The sequence below is a fragment of the Ferrovibrio sp. GW821-FHT12D07 genome (assembly GCF_058807275.1).
In genome coordinates this window covers 22,871-43,856 of sequence record NZ_JBXAQN010000003.1, presented here as the reverse complement: position 1 = coordinate 43,856, position 20,986 = coordinate 22,871, and the positions used below count along the sequence as shown (strand labels likewise).

Sequence of the window (20,986 nt, the reverse complement as noted above, 5' to 3'; positions counted from 1 at the left end):
AACAATGTGATACGGCCGCCGGAAATTTCAAGCCGGTTTATTCCATGCCCAGCAGGCGGTAGATCCGCTTCGTATACGTGCCGAAAGCTTCCGAGGCCTTCATCTCGAGCGTGCGCGGGAATGGCAGGTCGATGGTGAAGCAGTCCGCCATGCGTGCCGGGCCGGCGGTGAGCACCGCGCAGCGCGAGCCGAGGAAGACCGCTTCCTGGATGCTGTGGGTGACAAAGATGATGGTCTTGCGGCTCTCCTGCCAGATGCGCAGCATCTCCAGGTTCATCTTCTCGCGCGTCAGCGCATCCAGTGCACCGAAGGGCTCGTCCATCAGGATCAGCTTGGGGTCATGCACCAACGCGCGGGCGATGGCGGCGCGCTGCTGCATGCCGCCCGAAAGCTCGTAGGGATATTTGTTCTCGAAACCGGCCAGGCCGACCATGGCCAGCAGGCCGCGCGCGCGCTCCTTCGCGGCCTTGCGCGGCAGGCCGAGGATATCGGCCGGCAGCAGCACGTTGTCGAGGATGGTGCGCCATTTCAGCAGCAGCGCCTGCTGAAACACCATGCCGACATCGCGGCCGGGCGTGAATGGCGTGCCGCCGCCGATCTCCACCGTGCCGCCATCGTCGGCCGTGTGCAGGTCGGCCAGAATCTTCAGGACCGTCGTCTTGCCACAGCCGGACGGCCCGACCAGCGAGACAAGATCACCCTCCTCCACATCGAAGGTGACATCGGAGACGGCGATGAAATCCTTGCCGCGCCCGCGATAGGTCTTGCGGACATTCTGAAGATGAATGAGCGGCGCTTCTGTCATGCGAGCCACCGCGCCAGATTGGCCTTCACGAAGACATCGTCGGACAGATCGCCATGCTCCTTGCTGACGCGATCCAGCAGCGCGGCCTGACCGGGGCTCAAGCCCTCCTTCGGATCGAGACACCAGATACCCTCCAGCAGACCCTGGCGGCGCAGGATTTCATGGCAGCCGGCGATACAGCCGTGAAAATCGTTGGCCACGTCGAAGAAGGCCGCATTGCAGTCGGTGACGCGGGCATCCAGCCCCAGCAGGTCTGGCGTGACGCTGCCGGCCGCCACGGCCGCATGGGCCTTCTCCAGCAGCCTGACCGCCTGCTGGGTCCAGACCGACCAGTGACCGAGCAGGCCGCCGACGAAGCGCAGGTTCACAGTCTCGTCGCCGCGCTTCACCGTGAAGGGAATGGTGAGGTCGAGTACAATATGATCGTCATTACCGGTATAGAGCGAGATGCGCTTCTCGGCGCGAGCCGCCGCCACGCCGCGCATCACGTCCAGCGTGCGATAGCGATGGAAGGGCGCGACCTTGATGGCGATCACGTTGTCGATGGAAGCAAAGCGACGCCAGAACTCGGCATCCAGCACCACGCCGCCGACAGCGGGCTGCAGGTAGAACCCGACCAGCGGGATTTCGGCGGCCACCGCCTCGCAATGGGCGATGATGGCATCGACGCCGGCGTCTTTCATGGCAGCCAGGCTGAGCAGGCCGGCATGATAGCCGAGCTTTACGGCAGTCTGCGCTTCCTTCACGGCCTGCACGGTCTTGCCAGCCAGGCCACCGACCATGACCAGCGGACGATCGGTCCAGGCTTTGGCGTCTTCCATGGCGGCCGACAGCACCGGTTCATAGAGGCCAACGTCGCGAATGGCGAACTGCGTGGTATGCACGCCGACGGCCAGGCCGCCCACACCGGCATCGACATAATAGCGCGTCAGCACGCGCTGGCGCTTGCGATCGAAATCGCGATTGGCATCCAGCGCCAGCGGATGCGCCGGAATCACCGTGCCCTTGCGCAGGCTGCTGAGAACATCGGCCGGAAGCTTGGAATGATGCAAACCCATGATCTGTCCTCTTATCCGAATTGCGTCTAGCCGAATTCCGGGCCGGCAATGACGAAGCTGCGCGCCGGGTCACCATTGGGCGCAGTGCTGCCTAGTGCCATGCGACGGAAGTTACGCTGCACGATGAAGCCGCGCTGTTTGAGTTCATCGCTCAGGCCCGTCCAGCGATCCGGCACATCGAGGAAAACCGGGCCGATGGCGCGGTCCAGTGCGGCGGTCATCAGCTTCAGTGCGTCTGCTTCATTGCCGGCAGCCAGCGGTCCGATCTGGGTGGCGAGCCGTCCGTTGCGTGCAATCACGAAGCCGTCGTCCCTGCGCAGCGCCATCACCGGCATGCGGTTTGTGAACGAGTGCAGCAGCACATCGCGCTCGGCGCCGAAAGACTCCGTATCAAGGCGCAGGCAGGCATCGAGATCGACGGCGGCGACCAGGCCGTCTTTCAGGCTGCCGTGCCCCTGCCAGCGTGTGATGCCGAAGATCGGCGTGAAGCCGAGCGGCAGATAGACTTTCTCGCCAGCCGGCGTCGCATCCAGATAGGGCGTGCGACCGGCGCGCTGCAATTCGGCGATGCAATGCTGTAGTAGTTTGCTGCCCAGGCCCTGCTGGCGGTGGCTGGCGGTCACCAGCACCATGCTGATCCAGGCGAAGCGGCCATAGGGCAGGATCGCGGCGGTGGCGATAACCTTGCCGTTTGTCTCGCGGATAGCGAAGACGCGGCCCTGGTTGAAGAAGATGCGCCAGTCAGCCTCTGTCTGGTTCCAGCCGGCTTCAGCCGACAGGCCGAGCGCCGCCGGGATGGCGGCCTCTTCAAGACGATCGATATCGAGCGTCCTAGTATGTGCCATCACGCACCTCGAAATGCGTCGGCTTGCCCAGGCTGCGGCCGCTGCGCGACACCCAGTCGGCGATCCAGTCCATCATGCTGGCCAGCGGAATGCGCGGATAGCCGAACAGCCGCGCGGCCTCGGCCGCATTGTTCAGCCATGCCGTCGGCGCTTCCTGGCCGGTGATGACGGCCTTTTTGCCGAAGCGCTGCGCGAAGCTCTCGGCCAGCCAGCGCACGGCGATGGTCTCGGGCCCGGTGACGTTCAGCGGCGCGGTCGGCACGGTGGCGGCCTTCAGGCAACGCAGCGCCTGCGCATTGGCATCGCCCTGCCAGATCACATTGACATGGCCCATGGTCACATCAACCGGCTCGCCATTCAGCACCAGCCTGGCGATGTCATGCAGTACACCGTAGCGCGCATCGATGGCGTAATTCAGGCGGAACAGCCGGCCCGGGGTTTTGTGGACCTGCGAAAAATGCTCGAACATGCGCTCGCGGCCGATGCAGGACATCGCATATTCACCAGGTGGATTGGGCGCCATCTCCTCGGTGGCACCCTGGCTGTCGACGGGCACGAAGGGATAAACGCAACCGGTCGAGAAGGCGACGATGCGTGCCGCCTTGAAATGCTCGGCTACCAGTGCGGGCACATGCGCATTCATTGCCCAGGTCAGTGCCTGATTGCCGCTGGCCCCGAACTTGCGGCCAGCCATGAAGATGACATTGGCAGCCGCCGGCAGTCTGGCGATGGCGTCGCGATCCATCAGCTCGGCGGTAATGGTTTCGACGCCATGGCTTTCCAGGCCTTCGCGCAGGCCCTTCTCGCTGAAACGGGCGACGCCGATCACGCGCTTGTTCGGTGCGGCGCGCTTGGCCAGACGCGCCATGGTCGGGCCCATCTTGCCGCCGACGCCCAGGATCATGATGTCGCCATCGACCGCTTCCAGATCGGCGGCCAGTGCGCGGCTGGGCCGCGTCATGAATTCTTCCAGCGCCGCCTCGTCGGCAAAGCCCTTGGGCAGCGCGCTGTCGTCCAGCCAGGTCTCGGTCTTGCCGTGCTTGGTCATGACGTAATCCTCGCATCCTTGCGGATCAGCAGATGTTCGAGCAGCAGCACCAGCAGATAGAGCGCGATGCCGAGCAGGGTGATGACGATGACGGCCATGAACATGGCCGGGGTATCCAGTGAGGCCTGCACCTGGATCATCAGGTAGCCGAGCCCCTTGTCGGACGAGATGAACTCACCCACCACCGCGCCGGCGACAGCCAGGATCGCGGCAACCTTCATGCCGGAGAAGATGTAGGGCAACGAGCCGGGAAGCTGGATGTAGATGAAGGTCTGCCAGCGCGAGCCTTTCAGCGACTTCACCAGATCGAGCAGGTCGGGCTCCACTTCCTTCAGGCCGCGCACCGTGGTGAGCAGGATCGGGAAGAAGCACAGCGACAGCGTGATCAGGATGTTGGTCCCGATGCCGTAGGAAAACCACACGATGATCAGCGGGCCGAGCGCCACCTTGGGAATCATGTTCAGCGTGATGAACAGCGGGAAGACCAGCAGCGTGAGCACGCGCGACCAGGTGAACATCAGCGCCAGCACCACACCGGCAACGACGGACACGAGATAGCCGCCATAGATTTCGGCGGCAGTGACGGCGGTGTTGGAGAGCCAGCTGTAATTGGTTTTGGACAGCGTGGCGAAAATGGCACTGGGCGCGGGCAGGATAAAGGCCGGCAGCTTGGTCGCCCGCACCAGTACTTCCCAGAGGATCACGGCGACCACATGGATCGCGGCAATGGTCAGCCAGCGCAGCCAATGGCTGCTTTTCGGCTTGTCCTCAGGCTGCGCGTTCGGCTCGCTGGCGGCCATGCTCACTCCCCTGTCCCTGACTCGGAAGACTAGCGGGCCTTTTTGATACAATCAACCAAATAGTTGATTGATTAATGTCAAGATCGCAGCGCGCTCATGGCGAAGGCAATGACATGCCGGCGGCGCTCGGCCACGGCTTTGGGCGTATCGAGAGGGCGTCCGAAAATGGCCGATAACGTACGATTATTGGAGAAGAAGAAGTAGGACAGCCCCGCAATCGAGATATAGAGCTGCACCGGCTCAAGGTCACGGCGGAATACGCCCTCCTCGGCCCCGCGCTCCAGGGTTTCCTTCAGCAGGGTGACCAGCGGCGAATGCATCTCCTCCAGTCGTTCGGAGCCACGGATATGCCGTGCCTCCTGGCGGTTTTCGTCATTGAGGAGCGCAAGGAATTCCGGATGCTCGGCCAGATAGTCGAACGAGAATCCGATCAGCCGCTCCATCGCCGCCTGCGGTGGCAGGTCGCCCAGATGCAGCGCCTTCTCGCGTTCGCGGATCTCCGCATAAACCAGCTCCAGCGCGGCTCCGTAGAGTTCATCCTTGCTGCCGAAGTAGTGATAGACCAACTGCTTGTTGACGCCCGCGCGCTGCGCGATCTCGTCGATGCGCGCGCCAGCCAGACCCTTGGCGGCGAATTCCCCCACGGCGGCCTTGAGCAGCGCAGCCTTGGTCGCCACCGGGTCGCGGCGACGCTCGGTTACGCTGTCTTCCCTGGCCTGAACCGGTTCCTGCATACCCATTATCTTATCATCCAACTGGTTGATTAATTATTGAACGTCTTTTGCCGTATGGCTAGAGTTTCTTTCAGCCGGCCCGACCGGAGGCGAATCACAATACGGAGGGGAACCATCATGACAGTCCGTGGACTTCTTGCCATTGCGGTGACAGCGGCCTTGGCCCTGCCTGTGGCCGATGCCAGCGCCCAGGCCAAGGAAAAGGTCAACCTGCTGCTGAACTGGGTGCCGACCGCCGACCACTCCCCCTACTACTACGCCAAGGCGCAGGGCTGGTACGACCAGGCCGGCCTGGATGTCAGCATCGAAAGCGGCAAGGGTTCGGGCGTCTCGGCCCAGCGCGTGGGCGCGGCCAATACCGAATTCGCCATCGCCGACATGGCCACCGCACTGGTCGCCAAGAGCAAGGGCGCCGATCTGGCCGCGGTGATGACCGTCTATGCCAACTCGCCGCAGGGCTTCTACTGGCTCAAAAGCTCCGGGATCACCGGCGCCAAGGATTTCCCCGGCAAGAAGCTGGGCAATCCGCCGGGCGATGCCTCGCGCGTCATGTGGCCGGCCTTTGCCAAGCAGGCCGGCATCGGTGCCGACAGCGTCACCTTCGTCAACATCACGCCGCAAGCCAAGGTCGCATCGCTGAAAGCCAAGGCGATCGACATCACCAGCGACTTCTACAACGAGCATGACCTGAAGGTGCGCGAGTTCGGCGCGGATCTGGGTTTCCTCGCCTGGCGCGACATGGGCCTGAACCTCTACGGCAACTCGATCATCGTCAGCGGCGCTTACATGACCAAGAGCCCCGACAAGGTGGCGAAGTTCGTCTCGGTCTCGCAGAAAGCCTTCGCCGCCTGCGTCACCGATGTCAGCCCCTGCCTGAAAGCACTGATGGCCAGTGTCAGCGGACTTGATGAAGCCAATCAGCGCGACCAGTGGAACCGCATCAAGGAATTGATGACCGATCCGACCACCACCGGCGTGGCTCTTGGCGCCTTCGATGCCCAGCGCATGCAGAGCGACTACCAGATGGTGAAGACCTACTTCGGCATGGAGCATGACTTCGACGTGACCAAGCTCTATACCAATGACTATCTCGATAAGTCTGTTAAGATGACGAAATGAGGCGCAGCCCCAGTCACGCGGGGATGCGAACTGGCGCGGGGCAAAAAACCCCGCGCTTTTTTTTGCGCCCGCGAGATCGCGCATAAGCTTTCCGTAAACATGACTGCCTTGCACATTACGCATGTTGCCGTATGCGGATTAGCTGTTAGGCTTGCGGAAACCGGCGATACAGCCGGGTTTCTTGCCGTTTCTCAAGGCCCGCCATGACCGACATCGCCCTCCCCGGCCAGCAACCTTCCATTTCCCAGAAAGATTCTCGGCGCGACGTCAAGGTGATGGCGCTGATCGGCATCGCGCATGGCTGCAGCCATTTCTTCCAGCTGGTGCTGCCGCCGCTGTTTCCCTTCCTGAAAGAAGACTTCGCCGTCAGCTATACCGAGCTTGGCCTTGTCATGACGCTGTTCTACGTCACCTCGGGCGTGCTGCAGACGCCGGCCGGCTTCCTGGTCGATCGCGTGGGCGCGCGCAGCGTGCTGATCAGCGGCTTGGCCATCTTCTGCACGGCGATCCTGCTGTATGGCCTGGTGCCGAGCTACTGGATGCTGCTTCCCGTTGCTGTCATCGCCGGCATCGGGAACAGCGTGTTCCACCCTGCCGATTTCTCGATCCTCAACGCTTCCGTCGACCAGAAACGCCTCGGCCGCGCCTACGGCACCCACACGCTGGGCGGCAATCTGGGCTGGGGTCTGGCACCGATCCTGATGGCTGGTGGCGCAGCGGCCTTCGGCTGGCGCGCCGCGCCAATCATCGCAGCTCTGGTCGGCTACGCCATCCTGGCCGCCGTGCTGCTGAATCGCGACCTGATCAAGGAAGACGCCGGCGCTGCCCGCCGCGCCGCCGCCAAGGCCGGCGAGAAGACCGAAGCGCTTGGTCCCCTGCTCAGCCTGCCGGTGGTGATGTGCTTCGGCTATTTCCTGCTGCTGTCCTTTGCGCTGATTGGCACCCAGAACTTCCTGCCGGCAACGCTGGCTGCCCTCTATGGCACCGACCTGACGCTGGCCACCACAACGCTGACCGGCTTCCTGCTCGGCGCATCCGGCGGCGTGATGGTCGGCGGCTGGGTCGCCGATAAGGGCGTGAAACTGGAAGCCATTGTGATCACCGGCCTGCTGGGCGCAGCCGCCCTGATGCTGGTGGTCGCCAATCTGAACCTGCCGGCCGCGGCACTGGTCGCTGCCATTGCCGGCGCCGGCTTCCTGCAGGGCTTCACCACGCCGTCGCGCGACCTTATCGTGCGCGGCGCGGCCCCCAAGGGTGCTTCAGGCCGCGTCTTCGGTTTCGTTTATTCAGGTCTGGATGCCGGCTCGGCGATAGCACCGCTGGTGATCGGCATCCTGCTCGATCACGGCCATGCCGACCGCGTGCTGTGGTTCGTCGCCGGCATGCTGGCGCTCACGACGTTGACCGCCGTGGCAATCCGCCAGAGCTCAACCAAGAAAGCCCAGGCCGTGATGGCCGAGTGATCAGGACGCCTTCAGCGTCTGGGCCGTGAAGGTCTTGCTGATCACCTGCCAGCGGCCATCCAGCTTGATCAGGCTCAGATAATCCGTGAAAACGCGCGGCAGGATCGCACAGTTCAGCTTGACCAGCGCCGTATTCGGCCCGGTCATGTCCACCGACAGGATGCGATCATGTTCGCGGCCCTGACCGTTGGCCTTCGGTGACGGGCGCCCCTCCACCATCGTGCACCATTCATCGCGCGGCATATTCACCAGCTTTCCATCGGCGGCAACGGCGAACAGGCTGGAGGCCGGATGGAAGGATTGTTTCAGTTTCGCGGTGTCGCCTTCATACAGGCCATCCAGATAAATCTGGACGACGGCGAGAATATCATTGACCTGTGGATTGCTCATGGCGGGCTCCCTTTTGCGCCAGCAGAGCAGCGGCCGCCCCGACCGTCAAGCGATGCATTGTCCCCACACATTTCGACTTCACAGCCGACGCCGGGCGGGCAAGGATACAGCAACGGGGGACGCCATGAGAATCACCTGGAACACGCTGACACAGACTGACGAGGCCGACCGGCTGGCCGGGGCCTGGATCGAGATCGACGGTTGGATCGCCGCAGAGGCCGGGACAGAGACCAGTCACTTCGCCCTGACCGAGGAACCGGCCTGCTGCGCCGATCACCTGCCCCGCAGCGTTCAGGCCCGCATCGAAGTCTTCACCGACGAAACCGTGCACTCCGGCGGCCATGCCGTGCGACTGGCCGGCCGCTGGACGGTGCTGGAGGATGACGCCATGGGCTGGCGTTACCAGATGCATGAAGCGCGGCTGCTGCCGGCGGCGCGCACATCGCCGGGCTTCAGCCGCCGAGCCGTTCTGGCTGGCGGCGCAGCGCTCGGCCTATCGGCCTGGATGCCCGAAGCCTCGGCTGCACCCAGCGAAGCTGCCGTCGTTGCCGCGCGCCAGATGCTGGACGATGCCATCACCATCGACATCCACAGCCATACCGGCTCGATCGGCGGCCTGAAGCGCATCCAGGAGCGCGCGCCCTTCACGCCCGTCGCCGAGCCGATGAAGGCCGGTCGCATGGCGGTGATCTGCCTCGCCATGGTGGCCGATACGCCGGCCACCCATGCCACCGAGGACAAGCGCATCCGGCCGTTCCGCAATCCGGAACCGGGCGAACTCTATACTTACGCGCAGCAGGCCTTCGGCCGCCTGCACGACATGGTGAAGGAACAGAAGCTCGGAATCATCACCGATGCCACCAGCCTGAAGGCAGCGCATCCGGATCGCCCGTCGGTGATCGTCTCGGCCGAAGGCGGCGACTTCACCGAAGGCCAGCCGGACCGCATCGATGAGGCATATGAGAAATGGAAGCTGCGGTTCCTGCAGCTGACGCATTACCGCGTCAATGAACTGGGCGACATCCAGACCGAGCCCACGGTGCATGGCGGCCTGACCGATGCCGGTGCAGCTATCATCCGGCGCTGCAACGAACGCGGCGTCATCGTCGATGTTGCGCATGGTACTTTTGATCTGGTCAAGCGCGCCGTGAGCGTCACCACCAAGCCGCTGGTGATCTCGCATACCTCGGTCACCATGCAGAACCGGGCCTTCACCCGCATGATTCTGCCCAATCATGCCCGGCTGGTGGCCAGCACCGGTGGCGTGATCGGCATCTGGCCGCCGACCACGATCTTCCCCGACATGGATGCCTATGCCGCCGGCATCGCCCAACTGGTCGACCTGACCAGCATTGACAATGTGGGCGTCGGAACCGACATGCAGGGCCTGCTGAGCCCATCGGCGCTGCCCAGCTATCGCAGGCTGCCGGAACTGGCCGCGGCCCTGCTGGCGCGCGGCTTCAAGCGCGACGACATGCTGAAACTGCTGGGTGGAAACTTCATGCGCGTGGCGCTGGCCACGCTGCGCTGACGACAGCCTTACGGCTGCCGGTGATACTTCAGCGGCAGCAGGTCGGCCGGATTGTAAGCCTTGAGGCCACCGTCTTCACCGGCCAGCAGCACACGCGAATCCGGCGCGAAATCGCGCAGCATCTCACGGCAGATGCCACAGGGTGCAACCACCTGGATCGCCTGGTTCTGCTCGGTCGGGCGCGGATGGCGCACCGAAATGATATCGGTGATCGGATCGTCGGCGCCGATCTGCGCCATGGCCTGACCGACGGCGACAGCTTCAGCGCAGACCGAGGCGCGGCCGACATAGGTATCCAGATGCAGGCCGGTAACGATTTTCCCCGAGCGCGTGCGCAGCGCGGCGGCGATGTGATGGCGGCCGACGGCATAGCGCTTGCGGATCAGCGCCGAAGCGGCTTCCAGCAATGCCTGGTCGTCGGGTGTCATGCTCAGCCCAGCTGCTGCAGTGCGTCGGCCAGTTTTTCGGCCAGCGACGATTGCGTGGCGCGACGTTCGTGCTGTTCGTCCACCACGGCCTGCGGGGCGCGCGACATGAAGGTGGCGTCGGCCAGCTTGGCGTCGATCTTGGCGATCTCGGCCAAAGCCTTCTCACGCTCCTTGCCCAGGCGCTGTTTTTCCTTGGCGATGTCGATCACGTCGGCCAACGGCAGCACGAAGGTCGCCTCGTCGACCACGATGCGGGCAGAGCCCTGCGGCGCGGCAGTGTTCTCGGAGATGGTTTCGATGCGGGCCAGGCGCTTGATTGGATCGGCATGGCGAGCCAGACGCGCCGCCGTCTCGGCCGAACCGCCGTTGGCGATCATGGTGATCTTGGCAGCAGCCGGCACGTTCAGCGCCGCGCGGGCCGCGCGCACGCCGTCGATCAGGCGGATCAGCCAGTCGATCTCGGCCGATGCCGTCTTGTCTTCGGGTCGCGCTCCATCCTTGGGCCAGTCACGCAGCATCAGGAATCCGTCAGGCGCACCGTAGAGTTTTTCCCATAGCTCTTCGGTGACGAAGGGCATGATCGGATGCAGCAGATGGATCAGTTGGCGCAGCACATAGGCGCAGGTTGCCTGCGTCTCGGCCTTCAATGCGGCATCTTCACCGGTCAGCGCCGGCTTGATCAGCTCAAGATACCAGTCGCAGAAGGTGCCCCAGGTGAAGTGATAGAGCGCCCCAGCGGCCTCGTTGAACTTGTACGCATCGAGCGCGGCTTCGACATCGCGAGCCGCCTTTCCCAACTCGCCCAGCACCCATTTGTTGACGGTGCCTTTGATGGACTCGACCTGAAAATCGGCCGGCAGCGCGCAGCCGTTCATTTCGGCGAAGCGCGCGGCATTCCACAGCTTGGTGGCGAAGTTACGGTATCCCTCGACGCGCTGCTCCGACATCTTCACGTCGCGCCCCTGCGCAGCAAAGATGGTGAGCGCGAAGCGCAGTGCATCGGCGCCGTATTTGCCGATGATGTCCAGCGGGTCCATGACATTGCCCTTGGACTTGGACATCTTCTGGCCCTTTTCGTCGCGGACCAGGGCATGGATGTAGACGGTATGGAACGGTGCCTGCTTGGTGAAATGCAGGCCCATCATGATCATCCGGGCGACCCAGAAGAAGATGATGTCGAAGCCGGTCACCAGCACGTCGGTCGGGTAATGCGACTTCAGCACCGGCGTCTGTTCCGGCCAGCCCAGCGTCGAGAACGGCCACAGCGCCGACGAGAACCAGGTGTCGAGCACGTCTTCGTCGCGCTTGAGCGTGGCGACATGGCCATAATGCTTGTTGGCGGCCTCCTGGGCTTCAGCCTCGTCATAAGCGACGAAGACCTCGCCATCCGGGCCGTACCAGGCTGGAATCTGGTGGCCCCACCAGAGCTGGCGCGAGATGCACCACGGCTGGATGTTACGCATCCATTCAAAGTAGGTCTTTTCCCAGCTCTTGGGCACGAACTGGATGTCGCCCTTCTCCACCGCTTCGATGGCGGGCTTGGCCAGCACTTCGGCCTTCACATACCACTGCTCGGTCAGCCAGGGCTCGATCACCACCTGCGAGCGGTCGCCATGCGGCACCATATGAGTGTTGGGCTCGATCTTCTCGACCAGACCCAGCTCTTCCATTTCGGCGACGATCTGCTTGCGTGCCTTGAAGCGCTCCATGCCGCGATATTTCTCGGGCACGGCATCATTCAGTTCGGCATGCATGTCGAAGATGTTGATCATCTCCAGACTGTGGCGTTTACCGACCTCGAAGTCGTTGAAGTCATGCGCCGGCGTGATCTTCACCGCGCCTGAGCCCTTCTCGGGATCGGAGTATTCGTCGGCAACGATGGGAATACGGCGGCCGACCAGCGGCAGGATGGCAAACTTGCCGATTAGATCCTTGTAGCGCTCGTCTTCCGGATGCACGGCAATGCCGGTATCGCCCAGCATCGTCTCCGGGCGCGTAGTCGCCACCGTGATGAAGGTGTCGGCCATGCCCTCGATGGGGTAGCGGAAGTACCAGAGATGCGACTTTACCTCATGCTGTTCGACCTCCAGGTCGGAGATCGCAGTCAGCAGCTTGGGGTCCCAGTTGACCAGGCGCTGGTCCTTGTAGATCAGGCCGTCGCGATAGAGCTCGACGAAGACCTTGCGTACGGCGGCCGACAGGCCCTCGTCCATGGTGAAGCGCTCGCGGCTCCAGTCCAGGCTTTCACCCAGACGGCGCTGCTGCCCGGTGATCATGCCGCCGGACTCTGCTTTCCAGTCCCAGACACGCGCGACGAAAGTCTCGCGGCCCATCTGGTGACGGTTCATCTGCTTCTCGGCCAGCTGGCGCTCCACCACCATCTGGGTGGCGATGCCAGCATGGTCGGTGCCCGGCTGCCACAAGGCATCGCGGCCCAGCATGCGCTGGTAGCGGATCAGGATGTCCTGCAGGGTATGATTGAGGGCGTGGCCCATATGCAGGCTGCCAGTCACATTCGGCGGCGGCAGCGCGATCGTGTAGGGCTTGCCCGTCTTCACGCCATGCTTGAATGCACCCGCGTCTTCCCAGGCCTTGTACAGGCGGTTCTCCACGTCCTGGGGCGAAAAGGTCTTGTCCAGCATGATCTCGGCAACTCGGGCGAAAGCTTGGGAAAGGGGCGCAAAATAAAGACGATCCGAGGGCGACAGTCCAGTCCCCTGGCCAGCCCCGCCATCAGTTCAGACAACGGGAAAATCCCGGTTTTAGAGGTGGTCCTGCTCTTCTTCCGCCTGGATGGTCAGGCGGGCGACCTCGCGCTCGACGATGCGCTGCACGATGGTGGCCAGATGGGCGTCCAGCCATTCCTTCAGCATCGGACGCAGCAGTTCCTTGACCAGTTCCTCAAGGGTGCGCTGGCTGTTGCCCATGGCCATGGCGCGGCTGCCGGCGACGGCACCCGACAGATGGCCCAGATGGGCGGCGGCGCGGGCGGCGATCGGCGGTGAAACCAGCCCTTCGACCTCGCCATGCACCACATCGGTGAGTTCGAAGATATCTTCGCGCGGCGCCGCCTGGGCGCGCGGCTGCGGCTGCTGCGGAGCAGCGCGGCGCGGCGGCGGAGGCGGCGGCGGTTCGTAGGCCGGTTCCGGTTCGAGCGCAGCCATCATGGCGGGCTCCGGCTCCGGTTCGGGCATCATCGGTTCGGGATCGAAAGCGGGTTCGGGCTCGGGCTCAGGTTCCGGCTCGGCCATCATGACCGGCTCCGGATCCATCATCGGTTCCGGCTCGGGCTCCGGTGCAGGCGCAGCAGCAGGCGCGGCGTCAGCCGGTGCGGCGGCCTGATCGGCCCCGTCCTCAGAAATGATCCGGCGAATGGAGGCAAGGATTTCCTCCATTGTCGGTTCATTTTGGCCAGCTTTGGGGTCGCTCATCCCGTGCCCGATACTATCTTTCTGCTACGCATTGCAGGCCATACCCTACCGGCCAAGGCTGACTAACCGGGGCCGAATCAATCGGGTCAATGGTATGCGTGGGAAAGATAACCGAACTGTTAACCTGGGTTAAGGGATATTTCCCCAAATTCCCGGTCCGATTATGTTTTTCTGCACGTCGCGCCCGATTCGCGGCTGTTTTTAACCATGAATTCGGGCGGCGACGCTCAGTCAGGGCGCTCAGTCGTCGGCGTTCAGACCGCCATCGGTGCCGAACCACTTGTCGCGAACGCGCTGGTAGTTCGTCTCCGGGTCGTAATAGTCGACAGCCAGGCTGAGCTGGCGGGCGCCAAGACGACCGACCGACGACAGCAGATTGAAACCGGCAACATATTCGTCACGACGGGCACGCACCTCGGCCACGCGGGCGTCGAGATATTCCTGCTCGGCATCCAGCACGTCGAGCGTGGTGCGCGAGCCGACCTCGGCCTCCTGCTGCACGCCTTCCAGCGCGATGCGCGAGGCATCGACCTGGGCACGACGCGCGGTGATGTTGGAGCGTGCAGTCGAGAGACCTTCCCAGGCCTGCACCACTGCCTGACGCACGGCGCGGCGCTGCTCTTCCACCTGGATGCGGCGCTGGTTATGGATCTGCTTGCGCTGACGCGTCTGGCTGTAGACCGCGCCGCCTTCATACAGCGGCATGGTCAGCTGCAGCGCGATCTTGGCGGTCTCGGCTTCCAGATTGGCGCGTGTGGTTTCGTCCGCCTTGGTCAGCGTGCCGTTGAGCGACACGGTCGGCAGCAGGGCACCGGAAACGGCACGCACGTCGTTCTTCGCGGCAACTTCACGGAAGCGCGCGCCGAGCAGGTCGGGATTCTCGTCATAGGAAATCGCGATCGCGTCCGCCTCGTTGGCCGGCAGTTGCGGCAGCGGCGGCGGCGCATTCAGCGTGCGAGGCATTTCGCCCATCACACGCGCCAGCACGGCGCGCGACGACACCAGCGCGCCTTCCGACGAGATGCGATCGGCCGTGGCGCGGCTCTGGCGCGATTCAGACTGCGCTACGTCGGTACGGGTGATTTCACCGACGCGGAAGCGTTCACGCACGGCGTCGAGCTGACGGCGCAGCACTTCCTCGTTATTGCGGTTGAGATCCAGCACGGCCTGGTTCTGCACCACATCCATATAAGCGGTGACGGCGTCCAGCAGCACGCGGCGCTCGGTGGCGGCCAGATCCTGACGGCCGGCCAGCACCAGCGCCTCGGCAGAGTCGGTTGCGGCCGTGGTGCGGCCGCCGCGATACAGTGGCTGCGACACGGTCAGCGACAGCGTGCGCGGATCAATGGTGTCGCTCGGCTGCGACGCTGTCGAAGGGCTGAATTCCTGACGCTGCTTGGCAGCCTCGCCGGTAACGCTGACCGTCGGGCGCCAGTTGGACAGCGCCTGCGGCACGCCTTCATCTGTGGCCCGCAGCGATGCACGCGCCGCCAGCAGGGTCGGGTTGTTGTTGTAGGCTGCGCTCAGCACCTCGTTCAGCGCCTGGGCGCTGGCGGGCTGCACGATGACCACACAGCTCGTGGCGACAGCGGTCGCCAGCAGAATGTTCTTGAAGCTCATGACGCGCATCCGTCCTTGCATTTCCAAAACTTTTTTCGCACCAGCGCGCCCCGATCGTGTTCCCAGAACTCTTTATTTTTTATAACCGCACGCGAATTCAATACGTCGCCATGCCGGGCTCGACCTGCGTGGCCCAAGCATGGATGCCGCCGGCGAGATTGGTCGCCTGCGTAAAGCCATTCTGCCGCAACCAGCCAGTCACCTGGCGACTGCGACCGCCATGATGGCACATGACCACCAGCGGCTTGTCCTTCGGCAACTCGGCCACCCGGGCGGGCACCTGCTGCATGGGGATGTTCAGCGTATCCGGCAGGGCCACGGTGGCAACCTCCCAGTCTTCGCGCACATCCAGAACCGTCACGTCATGGCCGGCCTTGCGCCAGTCCACGAGATCTGCCACGCCGATTTCCAGCGGCGCATCAGACATCAGAATACAAAACCGGCCGCGGCCTCGAAGCCCGGCAGTCCCGGCGTACCGGCATCGAACAGCACGCGCTGCGGGAACAGGTTGCCCGCGCGCTTGATGATCACGGCCTGGCCGATGGGGGCGCCAGCGGTGCGCACCACACCGATCAGGCAGCCGCCATCGGCAAGCTGCTGCAGCAGGGCAGCGGGAACCTCCGGCACGGCGCCGGCGATCAGAATGACATCGAAGGGCCCCTTACCCGCCGCACCATCCTTGAGCGAACCCTCGGTGACAGCGGCATTGGCGACCTGCATGGCCTGCAGGGTCCGGCTGGCCTGACCGACCAGGGCGGCATCGGAGTCGATACCGATGACCGAACCAGCCAGACGGGCAATCACGGCGACGTCGTAGCCGGTGGCAGCGCCAGCGACCAGCACCTTGTCGGTCGGCTCGATCTCGGCTTCCTGCAGCAGGCGGGCCAGCACCATCGGCTCCATCAGGCAGCGGCCCGGAGCAACGGTGACGTCCTCATCCATATAGGCCACGCCGCGATAGGCCTGCGGCACGAAATCCTCGCGCGGCACGCCGGCCATGGCAGCGATCAACTGCTCATCGATCACCTTGTTGGGACGGAGCTGGGTTAGCACCATCTGACGGCGGGCTTCGGCAAAGAGTTCGGCGGCGGCCATGAGGGTAATATCCGAGGCTGGGACGGAAGGTCCGGATACGACAAAAGACTGGCGTCGTTATAATGCTGCGGTGCCGTAAAAACAACGCTTCTATTATGGTTTAGCCGATCCCGGGGCCGCTGGCGGTGCCCGCCGTCACAGGTGTTTCATACCGGGCGGCGGGACAGGCAAAGCCTTGACCCCGCGGGGCCGGAACCCTTAGTAAAGGCCCTCTCTCCGAGGTCTGGTGGCGGAGTGGTGACGCAGCGGACTGCAAATCCGCGTACGCCGGTTCAATTCCGGCCCAGACCTCCATCATTTCCTTAACAATTCACCCCCGTCCCGTCCGGTCCCCCAGGATCGGCCGGACGTCACATGGCTATGCCCGCCCCGGCCCCTCCTCTATCTTAGGTCGAGGCGACTCGCGGCAGGAGGCGGCGATGAGAATTCTTGGCTACAGCAAGACCGAGAAAGTGGATCATCTGGTCAGCAAGGACATGCTGGACCGGGAGTCCCAACGCAAACTCCAGAAATTCCTGGAAGAGGTCGAGATGGCCATCTTCAGCGCCAATCGCGAGGTGCTGAAAAAAGCCGTGCCCGAACTGACCCGGGAATCCTTCATGGCCTTTGCCGTACGCGTGGCCGAAGCCCGCGCCCGCTATCTGAAGGTCGCGCTGGAAATGTCGGCCAAGACCAATCCAACGGCCGAAGACATCGCCCATCTCAAGGCAGCCCGCGAGGCCAATGACGAGCTGGTGCAGGCCTTTGAGGCGACCAAGCGCGTGATCGAGCGCGGCTACACCATCCTGGCGCGCTGACCCTTACGCGGCGCGGCCTTCGGCCCAGTCGCGTCCGTGCTGCAGCAGCCGCGGATCGATGCTCTCCTGCCCCAACTGCCGCAACAGCGTGGCAAGGTCGTAGTAGAAGCGCTCCTCCACGAACAGGCCATCACGGAATTTGACAAAGACGGTGAAGGGCAGTGTGAAGCCGCGGCCCGTCGGCGCCAGACCTAGGAAGCTGCCGGTATGGCGGCCGATATATTGCGGCTCAGCCACATAGGTCTCGTCATCGATCCAGTGCGCGCCGCCGTAGGGCGAACGCTCGACCACATTGCCGAAGGCTTCCCACCACTGCCGGTAATGGCGCTCGGCGCCGGCACGGCCGTGAAACACCTGACCGGTCGCCAGATCGCGAAAAACGCATTCCTCATGCACGGTGGCCAGCGTGGCCGCCATGTCATGGGCATTCTCGGCCATCAGGTGGCGCTGCAACATCAGACGATTGGGATGGGGGTTGGTCATGGCGATCTCCGGATGTCCTGTAACCAAGACGTGGGAGCCGGCTGCCTTGTGACATGGGCCTGAACCGGGCATGATTTCCACCACCCCTGCCCTAGATTGTCGCCATGTCCGCACAAAACGCTGCCCTGCCCGCTTCCATCGATGCCGTCGAGGCCCTGCTCAGCCGTGGCGACTATGTCGCCGACCGTTCGCTGGCCACCACGCTGTTCCTCGCCCTGAAGATGGGCCGGCCGCTCTTCCTGGAAGGCGAAGCCGGCGTCGGCAAGACCGAAATCGCCAAGGTGCTGGCCGCCACGTTGGGTCGCCGCCTTGTACGGCTGCAATGCTACGAGGGCCTCGATCTCTCCTCGGCCGTCTACGAATGGAACTACCCGCGCCAGATGCTGGAAATCCGGCTGGCCGAGGCCGCCGGGACTGGTGACAAGGACAAGCTGGGCCGCGACCTGTTCAGCCCTGACTTTCTGATCGAACGGCCGCTGCTGCAGGCGCTGAAGCCTGACGCCGCCGGTGCGCCGGTGCTGCTGATCGATGAACTCGACCGCACCGATGAACCGTTTGAAGCCTATCTGTTGGAAGTGCTGTCCGACTTCCAGATCACCATCCCCGAGATCGGCCCGATCAAGGCCGCCGAGCCGCCGATCGTCATCATCACGTCCAACCGCACGCGCGAAATCCATGACGCGCTCAAACGGCGCTGCCTGTATTACTGGGTCGATTATCCCAGCGCCGAGCGCGAGCTCAGCATCCTGCAGCGCAAGGTGCCGGGCGCACCGGAACGACTGAGCCGCGAGATCGTCGGCTTCGTGCAGCACCTGCGCGAAACCGAACTGTTCAAGCTGCCCGGCGTGGCCGAAACCATCGACTGGACCCGCGCGCTCGCCTTCCTCGACAAGGTCAGCCTCGATCCAGATACCATCGACAACACGCTGGGCGTGCTGCTGAAGTATCAGGACGACATCGCCAAGATGAAGGGCTCGGAAGCCGCCACTATCCTGCGCCAGGTGCAGCAGGACATGGCAGCGTTGGGCGTTTAGGCATGACACTGCTGCCCGATCATACTTCGGGTGAGCGTCACGAGGGCGGCGCCTTCGCCGAGAATATCGTGCATTTCGTGCGCCTGCTGCGCGCCTCGGGCCTGCCGCTCGGCCCGGGCAAATCCCTTGATGCCGTGCGCGCGGTGGAAACCGCCGGCATCCGGCGGCGTGATGATCTTTACTGGACACTGTTCTCGGTGCTGGTGAACCGGCGCGACCAACGCGAGCTGTTCGACCAGGCTTTCCATATCTTCTGGCGCGATCCGAAGATTCTGGAGCGCATGATGGCTCTGCTGCTGCCCGAGGCCGAAGGCACGGCTGAACCCAAGAAGAATACCGTGTCGCAGCGCTTGCGTCAGGCCCTGCTGCCCGGCCGCGGCGAAAGCAAAGCCTCGCAGGAACCGAAAGACGTCGATATCGACGCCACGCTGACCTTCTCGGCCGACGAACTGCTGCAGAAGAAGGACTTCGCCGACATGTCGGCCGAGGAGCTGGAAATCGCCAAGGCTGCGCTCAAGCATATCGAATGGCCGTTCCGGCCAGCGAAGACGCGTCGCCTGAAACCCGATGACCGCGGCCATCGCATCGACCTGCGCGCCAGCATCCAAGCCAGCCTGCGTACCGGCGGTACCATCATTCCGCTGAAGCGTAAAAGCCCGGGCGAACGTCCGCCGCCGCTGGTGGTGCTGTGCGACATCTCGGGCTCGATGAGCCAGTACAGCCGCATGTTCCTGCATTTCATGCATACCCTGAGCAACGACCGCAGCCGCGTGCACAGCTTCCTGTTCGGCACGCGGCTCACCAATATCAGCCGCCTGCTGCGGCAGCGCGATGTCGACAAGGCGCTCAATGCCGTCAGTGAACGCGTGCCCGACTGGTCGGGCGGCACCCGCATCGGCGCAACACTGGCCGAGTTCAACCGACTGTGGTCGCGACGCGTGCTGGGTCAGGGCGCCGTCGTGCTGCTGTTGACCGATGGTCTGGATCGTGACGGTGGCGCGGGCTTGAGCCGAGAGATCGAACGGCTGCACAAATCCTGCCGCCGGCTGATCTGGCTCAATCCGCTGCTGCGCTGGGATGGTTTCGAGCCGAAAGCCGCGGGCATCCGCACCTTGTTGCCCCAGGTTGACGATTTCCGTCCGGTTCACAATCTTAGCTCCATTGCCGATCTGGCCGCCGCCCTGTCTCAAGACAGCGATGCCGGCAACCGGCTGAAGCAGAACCTGAGAAGGATGGCCGCATGACCAGCACCGATCTTTCCGCCACACTATCTGAAGACATCCTGGCCACCGCGCTGGGCTGGAAGCAGGCCGGCAAGGGCGTGGCGCTTGCCACCGTGGTCACCACCTGGGGTTCGGCACCGCGCCCCGTGGGCAGCCAGCTCGCCGTGGATGACCAGGGCAAGTTCATCGGCTCGGTCTCGGGCGGCTGCATCGAAGGCGCGGTCGTGACCGAGGCGCTGGACGCGATCGGCGACGGCAAGCCGCGTCTGCTGGATTTTGGCGTGTCGGATGCGCAGGCCTGGGAAGTCGGCCTCGCCTGCGGCGGCAAGATTCAGGTCTATGTGGAGCGGCTGGACGGATGAAACAGGACATCCTCACACAGCTGCAGGCCGACCGCGCCGAGAAGCGCCCCGTCGTGCTGGCCACCTTCCTAAAGACCGGCGAACAACGCCTGCTCTATCTGATGGGCAAGAAGGGTCTGAAGGATATCGATCCGCGCATCGGCGAAGCGGCACGCGCCGCCCTGCTGGAAGACAAACCGCGCACGATCGAGACCGAACAGGGCCCCCTTTTCCTCAATGTGTTCAATCCGCCGCTGCGCCTGATCCTGGTCGGCGCGGTGCATATCGCCCAGGCCCTGGTGCCCATGGCGCAGTTCACCGGCTATGCGGTTACCGTGATCGATCCGCGCAGCGCGTTTGGCTCGGTCGAGCGCTTTCCCGGTGTCACGCTGTCAAACGAATGGCCCGACGAGGCCATGGCCGAGATCAAACCCGACCTGCGCACAGCAGTCGTAACGCTCACCCATGATCCCAAGATCGACGATCCGGCGCTGATCGCGGCGCTGAAATCCGATGTCTTCTATATCGGTGCGCTGGGCAGCAAGAAAACCCATGCCTCGCGTATCGAACGCCTGACGGCTGCCGGTTTCGGACCGGATGATTTTGCCCGCATCCATGGGCCGGTCGGCCTGAGCATCGGCGCGAAATCGCCGGCCGAGATCGCCATTTCCATCCTGGCGCAGATGACTGCCGCCCTGCGTCAGACCAGCGCCCCCGCATCTTCATCGGCGGCGGCCTGAC

General features: G+C 63.8%; 22 protein-coding genes and 1 tRNA gene. 9 read left to right on the top strand and 14 right to left on the bottom strand.

Annotated elements, in window-relative coordinates; translation table 11 throughout:
- Positions 1-37: 37 nt before the first annotated feature.
- The 6 genes from AC1RRE_RS18045 to AC1RRE_RS18020 form a co-directional block, all read right to left on the bottom strand.
- Positions 38-805, bottom strand: a complete 768-nt coding sequence (locus AC1RRE_RS18045) for an ABC transporter ATP-binding protein (RefSeq protein ID WP_492983061.1) — start codon at positions 803-805, stop codon at positions 38-40.
- Positions 802-1,863 (bottom strand): dihydrodipicolinate synthase family protein, encoded by a 1,062-nt coding sequence (locus AC1RRE_RS18040; protein WP_492983059.1) that lies wholly within the window; start codon positions 1,861-1,863, stop codon positions 802-804. The genes AC1RRE_RS18045 and AC1RRE_RS18040 overlap by 4 nt, the downstream gene beginning before the upstream one ends.
- A 26-nt stretch (positions 1,864-1,889) precedes the next feature.
- Entirely contained in the window at positions 1,890-2,708 is an 819-nt protein-coding gene (locus AC1RRE_RS18035; protein ID WP_492983057.1) for a GNAT family N-acetyltransferase, read from the bottom strand.
- Entirely contained in the window at positions 2,695-3,756 is a 1,062-nt protein-coding gene (locus AC1RRE_RS18030) for an NAD-dependent epimerase/dehydratase family protein (protein WP_492983055.1), read from the bottom strand. Before AC1RRE_RS18030 ends, AC1RRE_RS18035 begins: the two co-directional genes overlap by 14 nt.
- Positions 3,753-4,556: an ABC transporter permease gene (locus AC1RRE_RS18025; protein WP_492983053.1), complete on the bottom strand. Its 804-nt coding sequence runs from the start codon at positions 4,554-4,556 to the stop codon at positions 3,753-3,755. Before AC1RRE_RS18025 ends, AC1RRE_RS18030 begins: the two co-directional genes overlap by 4 nt.
- Before the next feature lie 77 nt (positions 4,557-4,633).
- Entirely contained in the window at positions 4,634-5,290 is a 657-nt protein-coding gene (locus AC1RRE_RS18020; protein WP_492983051.1) for a TetR/AcrR family transcriptional regulator, read from the bottom strand.
- Between the two features lie 117 nt (positions 5,291-5,407).
- Between AC1RRE_RS18020 and AC1RRE_RS18015 the strand changes: the two genes are divergently transcribed.
- Together AC1RRE_RS18015 and AC1RRE_RS18010 are read left to right on the top strand one after the other, a co-directional pair.
- Positions 5,408-6,409 (top strand): ABC transporter substrate-binding protein, encoded by a 1,002-nt coding sequence (locus AC1RRE_RS18015; protein WP_492983049.1) that lies wholly within the window; start codon positions 5,408-5,410, stop codon positions 6,407-6,409.
- A gap of 203 nt (positions 6,410-6,612) precedes the next feature.
- Positions 6,613-7,872: an MFS transporter gene (locus AC1RRE_RS18010; protein WP_492983047.1), complete on the top strand. Its 1,260-nt coding sequence runs from the start codon at positions 6,613-6,615 to the stop codon at positions 7,870-7,872.
- Here AC1RRE_RS18010 and AC1RRE_RS18005 read toward each other — a convergent pair whose 3' ends face one another.
- Complete coding sequence (locus AC1RRE_RS18005; protein ID WP_492983045.1) at positions 7,873-8,262, bottom strand: nuclear transport factor 2 family protein; 390 nt, start codon at positions 8,260-8,262, stop codon at positions 7,873-7,875. It abuts the gene before it with no gap.
- A gap of 124 nt (positions 8,263-8,386) precedes the next feature.
- Here AC1RRE_RS18005 and AC1RRE_RS18000 point away from each other — a divergent pair, with 124 nt between their 5' ends.
- Positions 8,387-9,793, top strand: coding sequence for a dipeptidase (locus AC1RRE_RS18000; RefSeq protein WP_492983043.1), 1,407 nt, complete (start codon positions 8,387-8,389; stop codon positions 9,791-9,793).
- 8 nt (positions 9,794-9,801) lie between these two features.
- Here AC1RRE_RS18000 and AC1RRE_RS17995 read toward each other — a convergent pair whose 3' ends face one another.
- From AC1RRE_RS17995 to AC1RRE_RS17970, 6 genes are all read right to left on the bottom strand, one after another.
- Positions 9,802-10,221, bottom strand: a complete 420-nt coding sequence (locus tag AC1RRE_RS17995) for a cytidine deaminase (protein WP_492983041.1) — start codon at positions 10,219-10,221, stop codon at positions 9,802-9,804.
- A gap of 2 nt (positions 10,222-10,223) precedes the next feature.
- Positions 10,224-12,863 (bottom strand): valine--tRNA ligase, encoded by a 2,640-nt coding sequence (locus tag AC1RRE_RS17990; RefSeq protein WP_492983039.1) that lies wholly within the window; start codon positions 12,861-12,863, stop codon positions 10,224-10,226.
- 120 nt (positions 12,864-12,983) lie between these two features.
- Entirely contained in the window at positions 12,984-13,616 is a 633-nt protein-coding gene (locus tag AC1RRE_RS17985; protein ID WP_492983037.1) for a DUF2497 domain-containing protein, read from the bottom strand.
- A 276-nt stretch (positions 13,617-13,892) separates the two neighbouring features.
- On the bottom strand, positions 13,893-15,272 hold the full coding sequence (locus tag AC1RRE_RS17980) for a TolC family outer membrane protein (RefSeq protein ID WP_492983035.1): 1,380 nt from the start codon (positions 15,270-15,272) through the stop codon (positions 13,893-13,895).
- Between the two features lie 97 nt (positions 15,273-15,369).
- A complete protein-coding gene (locus tag AC1RRE_RS17975; RefSeq protein ID WP_492983033.1) occupies positions 15,370-15,672 on the bottom strand; it encodes a rhodanese-like domain-containing protein in 303 nt (100 codons plus the stop codon).
- A gap of 26 nt (positions 15,673-15,698) precedes the next feature.
- The gene (locus tag AC1RRE_RS17970; RefSeq protein WP_492983031.1) at positions 15,699-16,367 is read right to left on the bottom strand and encodes a protein-L-isoaspartate O-methyltransferase family protein; all 669 of its coding nucleotides are present in this window, start codon (positions 16,365-16,367) and stop codon (positions 15,699-15,701) included.
- Between the two features lie 220 nt (positions 16,368-16,587).
- On the opposite strand from AC1RRE_RS17970, the gene AC1RRE_RS17965 reads away from it, so the two are divergent.
- Positions 16,588-16,661 (top strand) — tRNA-Cys (locus AC1RRE_RS17965).
- 125 nt (positions 16,662-16,786) lie between these two features.
- A complete protein-coding gene (locus AC1RRE_RS17960) occupies positions 16,787-17,164 on the top strand; it encodes a hypothetical protein (RefSeq protein WP_492983029.1) in 378 nt (125 codons plus the stop codon).
- A 3-nt stretch (positions 17,165-17,167) separates the two neighbouring features.
- Here AC1RRE_RS17960 and AC1RRE_RS17955 read toward each other — a convergent pair whose 3' ends face one another.
- The gene (locus AC1RRE_RS17955) at positions 17,168-17,647 is read right to left on the bottom strand and encodes an ester cyclase (RefSeq protein ID WP_492983027.1); all 480 of its coding nucleotides are present in this window, start codon (positions 17,645-17,647) and stop codon (positions 17,168-17,170) included.
- 104 nt (positions 17,648-17,751) lie between these two features.
- Between AC1RRE_RS17955 and AC1RRE_RS17950 the strand changes: the two genes are divergently transcribed.
- Genes AC1RRE_RS17950 through AC1RRE_RS17935 form a run of 4 tightly spaced genes read left to right on the top strand, consistent with a single transcriptional unit; the run spans position 17,752 to position 20,985 of the window.
- Positions 17,752-18,681 carry an AAA family ATPase gene (locus AC1RRE_RS17950; RefSeq protein ID WP_492983025.1) on the top strand — a complete coding sequence of 310 codons (930 nt, stop codon included), beginning with the start codon at positions 17,752-17,754 and terminating at the stop codon, positions 18,679-18,681.
- A gap of 2 nt (positions 18,682-18,683) precedes the next feature.
- Positions 18,684-19,925 (top strand): vWA domain-containing protein, encoded by a 1,242-nt coding sequence (locus AC1RRE_RS17945; protein WP_492983023.1) that lies wholly within the window; start codon positions 18,684-18,686, stop codon positions 19,923-19,925.
- Positions 19,922-20,266, top strand: a complete 345-nt coding sequence (locus tag AC1RRE_RS17940; RefSeq protein WP_492983021.1) for an XdhC family protein — start codon at positions 19,922-19,924, stop codon at positions 20,264-20,266. Before AC1RRE_RS17945 ends, AC1RRE_RS17940 begins: the two co-directional genes overlap by 4 nt.
- Entirely contained in the window at positions 20,263-20,985 is a 723-nt protein-coding gene (locus tag AC1RRE_RS17935) for an XdhC family protein (protein ID WP_492983019.1), read from the top strand. Before AC1RRE_RS17940 ends, AC1RRE_RS17935 begins: the two co-directional genes overlap by 4 nt.
- The last annotated feature ends 1 nt before the right edge of the window (position 20,986 follow it).

Excerpts from the sequence above, each read along its gene's own strand:
- AC1RRE_RS18045 (WP_492983061.1), bottom strand. The coding sequence starts at position 805 with ATGACAGAAGCGCCGCTCATTCATCTTCAGAATGTCCGCAAGACCTAT.
- AC1RRE_RS18040 (WP_492983059.1), bottom strand. The coding sequence starts at position 1,863 with ATGGGTTTGCATCATTCCAAGCTTCCGGCCGATGTTCTCAGCAGCCTG.
- AC1RRE_RS18035 (WP_492983057.1), bottom strand. The coding sequence starts at position 2,708 with ATGGCACATACTAGGACGCTCGATATCGATCGTCTTGAAGAGGCCGCC.
- AC1RRE_RS18030 (WP_492983055.1), bottom strand. The coding sequence starts at position 3,756 with ATGACCAAGCACGGCAAGACCGAGACCTGGCTGGACGACAGCGCGCTG.
- AC1RRE_RS18025 (WP_492983053.1), bottom strand. The coding sequence starts at position 4,556 with ATGGCCGCCAGCGAGCCGAACGCGCAGCCTGAGGACAAGCCGAAAAGC.
- AC1RRE_RS18020 (WP_492983051.1), bottom strand. The coding sequence starts at position 5,290 with ATGCAGGAACCGGTTCAGGCCAGGGAAGACAGCGTAACCGAGCGTCGC.
- AC1RRE_RS18015 (WP_492983049.1), top strand. The coding sequence starts at position 5,408 with ATGACAGTCCGTGGACTTCTTGCCATTGCGGTGACAGCGGCCTTGGCC.
- AC1RRE_RS18010 (WP_492983047.1), top strand. The coding sequence starts at position 6,613 with ATGACCGACATCGCCCTCCCCGGCCAGCAACCTTCCATTTCCCAGAAA.
- AC1RRE_RS18005 (WP_492983045.1), bottom strand. The coding sequence starts at position 8,262 with ATGAGCAATCCACAGGTCAATGATATTCTCGCCGTCGTCCAGATTTAT.
- AC1RRE_RS18000 (WP_492983043.1), top strand. The coding sequence starts at position 8,387 with ATGAGAATCACCTGGAACACGCTGACACAGACTGACGAGGCCGACCGG.
- AC1RRE_RS17995 (WP_492983041.1), bottom strand. The coding sequence starts at position 10,221 with ATGACACCCGACGACCAGGCATTGCTGGAAGCCGCTTCGGCGCTGATC.
- AC1RRE_RS17990 (WP_492983039.1), bottom strand. The coding sequence starts at position 12,863 with ATGCTGGACAAGACCTTTTCGCCCCAGGACGTGGAGAACCGCCTGTAC.
- AC1RRE_RS17985 (WP_492983037.1), bottom strand. The coding sequence starts at position 13,616 with ATGGAGGAAATCCTTGCCTCCATTCGCCGGATCATTTCTGAGGACGGG.
- AC1RRE_RS17980 (WP_492983035.1), bottom strand. The coding sequence starts at position 15,272 with ATGAGCTTCAAGAACATTCTGCTGGCGACCGCTGTCGCCACGAGCTGT.
- AC1RRE_RS17970 (WP_492983031.1), bottom strand. The coding sequence starts at position 16,367 with ATGGCCGCCGCCGAACTCTTTGCCGAAGCCCGCCGTCAGATGGTGCTA.
- AC1RRE_RS17960 (WP_492983029.1), top strand. The coding sequence starts at position 16,787 with ATGAGAATTCTTGGCTACAGCAAGACCGAGAAAGTGGATCATCTGGTC.
- AC1RRE_RS17955 (WP_492983027.1), bottom strand. The coding sequence starts at position 17,647 with ATGACCAACCCCCATCCCAATCGTCTGATGTTGCAGCGCCACCTGATG.
- AC1RRE_RS17950 (WP_492983025.1), top strand. The coding sequence starts at position 17,752 with ATGTCCGCACAAAACGCTGCCCTGCCCGCTTCCATCGATGCCGTCGAG.
- AC1RRE_RS17945 (WP_492983023.1), top strand. The coding sequence starts at position 18,684 with ATGACACTGCTGCCCGATCATACTTCGGGTGAGCGTCACGAGGGCGGC.
- AC1RRE_RS17940 (WP_492983021.1), top strand. The coding sequence starts at position 19,922 with ATGACCAGCACCGATCTTTCCGCCACACTATCTGAAGACATCCTGGCC.
- AC1RRE_RS17935 (WP_492983019.1), top strand. The coding sequence starts at position 20,263 with ATGAAACAGGACATCCTCACACAGCTGCAGGCCGACCGCGCCGAGAAG.